Raw genomic sequence first — 5,742 nt, forward strand, 5'->3', positions numbered from 1 at the left:
CTGCTTAAAATTAGCCAAGCTGGCTACTCAGGAATTATCGTGCCGATTTTCGGATTTATCCCATTAAGTTGACAATGCCGCTTGATCACCTACTAGATACTGACTACGATGCTTCGGTCTACCCCGCCCTTGCCGTTTGACCTTTCCACCTTTAGCTAAAGCTGGAAATACAACTGTGTCATGCCGTTCTCCTGGGGTAAGGACAAAATACATTAGACCTGTCCGAAATATAAATTTGGATAAAAAAAATGGTAGAACGGGAAATTGAGTGTCTACCGTTGGTCTACCATGATGAAAAATCCACTTCATTATATTCACAAATATCCACACCGTAGCAAGCAAATATTGGGAATTAGCTATGAACAATTCTTCTTCTTAGTCAAACAAGTTGAATTGAGCCATAAAGAGAGACAAGCTGAGACAGAACGTCAGAAAGTTCGACTCAACGCCAGAGGTGGGGGACGTAAACCGAAACTAACAATTCCAGAAGAAGTAGGCTTGAGTCTATTTTACTTAAGACAAATGCCAACATTTGAAGTTTTAGGAATGTACTTTAATGTCTCGAAAACTGAGGCGAATGATACCTTTCATTGCTGGCTAAAAATCTTGCGGGAAGTTTTGCCTTGTAGTCTACTCGAACAGGTAGAAAGTCAAGAGAGCGATGCTGCTATTGTACAGAGAGCTATTAACGGACTTTGAGTTAATTGTGGATAGCTACGAACAGCCCAGGCAGAGACCTAAAGATAACAAAGAGCAACAAGAATATTTTTCGGGTAAGAAGAAGCGCCATACTCTGAAAAGTCAGGTAGTTTCGCTACCCAACGCGAAAGATATTGTCGATATAGTAGTGGGGGCAAAGGGTCGAACCAGTGACATTTCATTGTTTCGTAATCAACCACAAAGATTTTCTTCTCGACAATCATTTAAAGGCGACAAAGGTGATCGAGGTGGTAAAAATATCAGTACACCTCACAAAAAACCTCGAAAACGAGAACTAACTCCTGAGCAAAAAGCAGAGAATAAAGCCTTTTCAAAAGAGCGAATTTTGGTCGAACACTTAATTAGACTCATAAAAATTTTCCGCATTGCATCTGAAAGGTTTCGACTAGCCACTTCTGTATACGAGCAGATAATTCTGACTGTTTGCGGTTTAGTCAGATTAAGAATTGGTAGTTTAATTTTGCCAATTTAATTCAAAGTGATAATTACACTATTCAACCAAATCAAGGGCGTGTATGTTTCTAGGGCTAAACTATCACCAACTATCTCTAACCCTAGTTTATGCGTTTTCACGAAGATATCAAAGCTGGTTCTCAAAGCTTTGTACGGACTGGCTTGCTGATTTTCGGACAGGTCTAGTGAATCTGTGAAGTTAGTCATCAGCGACTTGAGACGATCGAAACAGTCTTCTCGATCAATCCCAAAAACGACTTTCAGAATCACTTCTAAAGAGATCTCTTGTGCCAAAGTACGGGCAGAAAACCGAGTGCCAATAGACAGCGAACTCATGGCTTTGTCAACTAATTCACAGATCAATTGTCCGTAAGTTTGCATCCGTTCTCCATGAAAAGGCGGCATTAACAACCGACGCTCTCGACGATGGCGAGGATCCTCTAAGGTAAAGATGGAGTAATCTCCCACAATCGGTTGTAAGACTTGATTTGGTGGCGCAACAAACTGCTTCGTGTCACTCGTAAAAATGCGCTGTAGTGCTTGAGGATTACTGACGAATAAAACAACATCGTGATTCCCAACTACCGGAGCGTTAAAAATGTCTCCATAGCGTTGTGCAGAATCTATGTAAGCGATCGAGTTGCGTACAAACTGGATTTTTTGCAGCCAGCGAGGAGCTGACGAACTATCGGGAAGGCGAGGCTTTAACATCATGGGTTTTAACTTCGAGCTAAAGTAAAGTCAGAGGATTGCGAAAGATTTAGTAGTCTTACTTTATCGTGCAGCGCGTTCGGTTAAGGGCGAGCTGAGAGATTGTTTGCTAGCGAAGTCTCCGCTCGATCGCGCCTCTGGGCAACTCTTCTGCCATAAAAAATGGTCAGAATGGCAGTAGCGTAAGCAAATAAGCTGTAAATGGCAGCAGGAACAGCCATATCGGGATTGTTTAACAGTCCAGCAGTAATGGCGATCGCCAACGTCGCATTTTGAATTCCTACTTCGATCGCAATACAAATTCGTTGGGCAAATGTCAAATTAAATAACCTACCAAACCAAAAGCCGATCGCCATTGAGATTATATTCAGCAGTGCTACCCCAATCCCGACTTGGGCGATAAAAGAGGGGATGCGATTCCACTCGTGAATAATAATTGCCAAGATAATTAAAGCGAGAAAGGCAATGGCAAGACGGTTCGCGGTCTTCTCTAGTCGGCGGGCTAAGTCGGGAAACTTTTGCCGCACCAGCATTCCCAAGCCAACTGGAACTATAGCGATCGCGAAAATTTGCAACATGGTTTGCCCAACTGGTAACGCAATCGCTGCATTTTGTCCGACAAAATATCGCAGTGACAGATTTGCAAATATGGGAATCGTGAAGACAGTAATGGCGCTACTCAAAGCCGTTAAAGTCACCGAAAGGGCGACATCTCCTTTCGCCAAATAAGTAATCATGTTTGAAGAAGGTCCGCCTGGACACAGAGCCAGTATCATTAATCCCACCGCAATTTCCGATCGCATGGGTACGATCGAAGCGATCAGAAAGCCAACGAGGGGGAGAAAGAGCAATTGACTGACCAGACCAATAGCGACAGCTTTGGGATAGCGGGTCACTCGTTGAAAGTCTTCTGGCACAAGGGTTAGCCCCATGCCTAACATCACGGTCGCTAGACCTATCGGTAAAAGGACGGCGGTAAAAAAGTTGGTTTGCATAGCTTAGGCTAAATTGATTTCTTGAATCAGCATTGTGCAGTAACATCTATGTATGCAAGCGAACTCGATATTATTTGTTTTTTGCAACTATTGAGGAGCTTGCGAACTATCGAGAAGGCGAGGCTTTGCGATCGCAGGTTCTAACTTAGAGCAAAATTGATAATACGGTTACTTGCTCTAGTTTTTTCCCAATAATTGTTTCATAGTCGTGTTTAATTGCCAAGAGTTATGTTGCTAAATCAGCTTGACAGAAGATCGCTTTTCTGAAATTTCGCACATCTGGGCTAAAAGCAATAAATTATTGCAGTTTTGCGATCGCAGCGAGAAATTGCTAGTTACTCGTTGTTTGCTTTTAGACTTGTACACCTGGGCGTATTGTCTCGTAGTTCTTCTCACAAATCAATTAGAACTGCTATATTTTGATTCAGTAATCCTAAGATTTGACTTTACTCGCCGTTACAGCGATTATTTAGTTGTTACTACCTCCGTGGTAGAAAATTTGCCACAATCGAGAACGATCGTTCTCAAATGGTGCATGTATTTACCCCGTTCTTTGACGGCTCCTTTCTCCACTCTTTAAGACTGCCCTTTTCTCATCGCGTACATAATTTCGTATCCCTTAATTGTTCTTCGAGCTGTTATGAAAACCATCCTTCCTGGTGCGCCCTGGTTGATTGCCCACCGTTCCATGCTGGGGATCGACAACCCTCATAAAGTTTCGCTGAATGGGCAGGATTACGTCCTCTGGCAAAACTCGCAGGGAGAGGTGTTTGCGCTAAATAACATTTGTCCGCATATGCAGGCTTCGCTGTCGGATGGTTGGATTTGCCACGAACGAAATACCATTACCTGTCCCTTTCATGCCTTGGAGTTTGACGGACAGGGACGATTGCACCAATCTGGCAAGACTGGGGTACAACCGCTTACGCCTCCCTTAGCGTTGATTGTCAGAGGCGACTGCATTTGGACGTATGGAGGCTTGAGTACCAAAATTCCAGTACCCGATCTAATTGAGAATCTGAGTCATGGCATGACTTTTCTGGGCGTTGCTGGGGAAAAAAGCATTCGGGGAACGTTTCTAAATAACCTGCTGATTGGCTACGACTATAACCATCCGATGGGTACCCATCGGAAGTTATTCGGCATAAAAGCCAATCGGATTCCCGTTTTTGAGCAAGAGGGATACTGGGTAAAGGTAGTGCAAGAACTCGATCGCAACGATGCCACCTTCAACGATATCCGCCGCCATCCCGCTCTCCTATTCGTACCCAAGTCCTATACCGGAACTTTAGAATATGCCTTTCCCGCATTAGCCACATTTAGAACCCGCTTCCCGCCGGGAAAGATCTTGCAAGTGCATGTGCTGTACCCAGAAACAGAAACGCGAACAAAAACTTTTGTGCTAGTCTATGCCAAGTTCAATCATCCAATATTTAATACGTTATTGCAGCGATCGATGTTGAATGCTGTTACAACGGTGGTAGAGCAGGATACACAAGTGATTGAAAATTCGTATCCTCGTCAGCCAGCAAAGATTCGATTACCGCATGAAGAAATTATGTTTCATGCCCAAAAGCTTTACCGAGAATGGTGAGGTTAAGCAACTGTTTAAGAGTCTTGATTGTCTCGCTTTTATGAGAGCTGATTTGTAAAGAAAATATAAAGAGAACTGAATTTGGCTTTGTTGAAGTGGCTGTGTTGCAAAAACTGGATCGGGTCTGGAAAAATAGTATTTGTACTTACTAACGTCAGCCATCGCTATTCATGAACCCCAAGTATCCGTTCAAGTGGCGTCACTTCCAATCTGACATCATCCTGCTGTGTGTGCGGTGGTATTTGCGGTATCCCCTGAGCTACCATAACCTTGAAAAAATGATGCTGGAACAGGAACTAACGGTGGACCATACAACTGTATATAGATGGGTCCAGGCTTATGCACCCCAACTGGATAAGCGATGCAGAGCTTACCTGGAACCGACTAATGATTCTTGGCGCGTTGACGAAACTATATTGAAGTCAAGGGCGAGTGGAAATATCCCTATCGGGCTGTGGATTCATCAGGCAACACCATCGAGTTTATGTTGAGTGCCAGACGGGATACGCGGGCGGCAGAACGATTTTTCCGTAAGGCTTTAAAGGCTTCTCACAACTCCAAGCCGCGAGTGATAAATGTGGATAAGAATGCGGCTTATCCCAAGGCTTTTGACGAACTTACGCAAGACCAATCTCTTGCTGAAACTACTGACCCACGAAGAGTTAAGTACCTCAATAATATCCTGGAGTAGAACCATCGATTTATCAAACGATTAGTCAATCCGGGGATGGGATTTGGCTCGTTCAACACGGCGAGGCGAACGATAAGAGGTTATGAAGCGATGAACACGATCCGAAAAGGACAAATTCAAGGAGTAGAAAAAGGTGACATTTTAGGTCAAGTAGAGTTCGTGTGCCAAATTTTTGGAGTTGCGGCATAACGAGAGCTGAGTGATAGGAAAGCCTCTGTCCTTAAATACTTTTTGCAACACAACCGATATGTTTACTATCAAAAAGCTTAGTTGTGATGCTGTATTTCGTAAACATCAGTCTCGTGCAACAACTATGCGAAAGGTTATGGCTCAACTTTGATTAATGCTTGCCTGACTCTACGCCTTTCTTAGAGAATTTTCGATCTACTGATTCTAATTAATTGTTCAAAACTTTGACTTTCTTTGCGTATATACATGGAAAAAAGAGCAGTTATCCTTTAAGTCAAGTCCTTATTCCAGTTCTTTGTTCCGTTACTTGTATAGCAATCCTAAATAGGATGTATGGTTATCCATACATAAATGCCTTGTCAAAAGTAAAGTATTGCTGATGGGTGACA

At 43.2% G+C, this 5,742-nt stretch carries 7 protein-coding genes and 1 pseudogene; 5 read left to right on the top strand and 3 right to left on the bottom strand.

What is annotated here, in order from left to right:
* Window positions 1-63: 63 nt before the first annotated feature.
* Window positions 64-309, bottom strand: coding sequence for a hypothetical protein (locus DSM107010_RS36480; RefSeq protein ID WP_106169474.1), 246 nt, complete (start codon window positions 307-309; stop codon window positions 64-66).
* Window positions 310-345: 36 nt separating this feature from the next.
* Between DSM107010_RS36480 and DSM107010_RS40725 the strand changes: the two genes are divergently transcribed.
* Both DSM107010_RS40725 and DSM107010_RS40730 read left to right on the top strand, forming a co-directional pair.
* Window positions 346-699 (top strand): helix-turn-helix domain-containing protein, encoded by a 354-nt coding sequence (locus DSM107010_RS40725; RefSeq protein WP_199756022.1) that lies wholly within the window; start codon window positions 346-348, stop codon window positions 697-699.
* A 7-nt stretch (window positions 700-706) separates the two neighbouring features.
* Entirely contained in the window at window positions 707-1,192 is a 486-nt protein-coding gene (locus tag DSM107010_RS40730; RefSeq protein ID WP_199756023.1) for an HARBI1 family protein, read from the top strand.
* On the opposite strand, the gene DSM107010_RS36490 is transcribed toward DSM107010_RS40730, so the two are convergent.
* On the bottom strand, window positions 1,189-1,887 hold the full coding sequence (locus DSM107010_RS36490; RefSeq protein WP_127025311.1) for a cytochrome P450: 699 nt from the start codon (window positions 1,885-1,887) through the stop codon (window positions 1,189-1,191). The two genes, DSM107010_RS40730 and DSM107010_RS36490, sit on opposite strands and share 4 nt — an antisense overlap.
* Before the next feature lie 80 nt (window positions 1,888-1,967).
* The gene (locus DSM107010_RS36495) at window positions 1,968-2,879 is read right to left on the bottom strand and encodes a bile acid:sodium symporter family protein (protein WP_106169472.1); all 912 of its coding nucleotides are present in this window, start codon (window positions 2,877-2,879) and stop codon (window positions 1,968-1,970) included.
* A 244-nt stretch (window positions 2,880-3,123) separates the two neighbouring features.
* Here DSM107010_RS36495 and DSM107010_RS36500 point away from each other — a divergent pair, with 244 nt between their 5' ends.
* The 3 genes and pseudogenes from DSM107010_RS36500 to DSM107010_RS36510 all read left to right on the top strand — a co-directional run bounded on the left by DSM107010_RS36500 (window position 3,124) and on the right by DSM107010_RS36510 (window position 5,353).
* Window positions 3,124-3,459, top strand: coding sequence for a hypothetical protein (locus DSM107010_RS36500; protein ID WP_106169471.1), 336 nt, complete (start codon window positions 3,124-3,126; stop codon window positions 3,457-3,459).
* Between the two features lie 60 nt (window positions 3,460-3,519).
* Complete coding sequence (locus tag DSM107010_RS36505) at window positions 3,520-4,473, top strand: Rieske 2Fe-2S domain-containing protein (protein WP_106169470.1); 954 nt, start codon at window positions 3,520-3,522, stop codon at window positions 4,471-4,473.
* A gap of 170 nt (window positions 4,474-4,643) precedes the next feature.
* A pseudogene (locus DSM107010_RS36510) lies at window positions 4,644-5,353 on the top strand (IS6 family transposase).
* Window positions 5,354-5,742 lie beyond the last annotated feature (389 nt).

Origin of the sequence: Chroococcidiopsis cubana SAG 39.79, assembly GCF_003991895.1 — a bacterium.
GTDB classification, from domain to species: Bacteria; Cyanobacteriota; Cyanobacteriia; order Cyanobacteriales; family Chroococcidiopsidaceae; genus Chroococcidiopsis; species Chroococcidiopsis thermalis.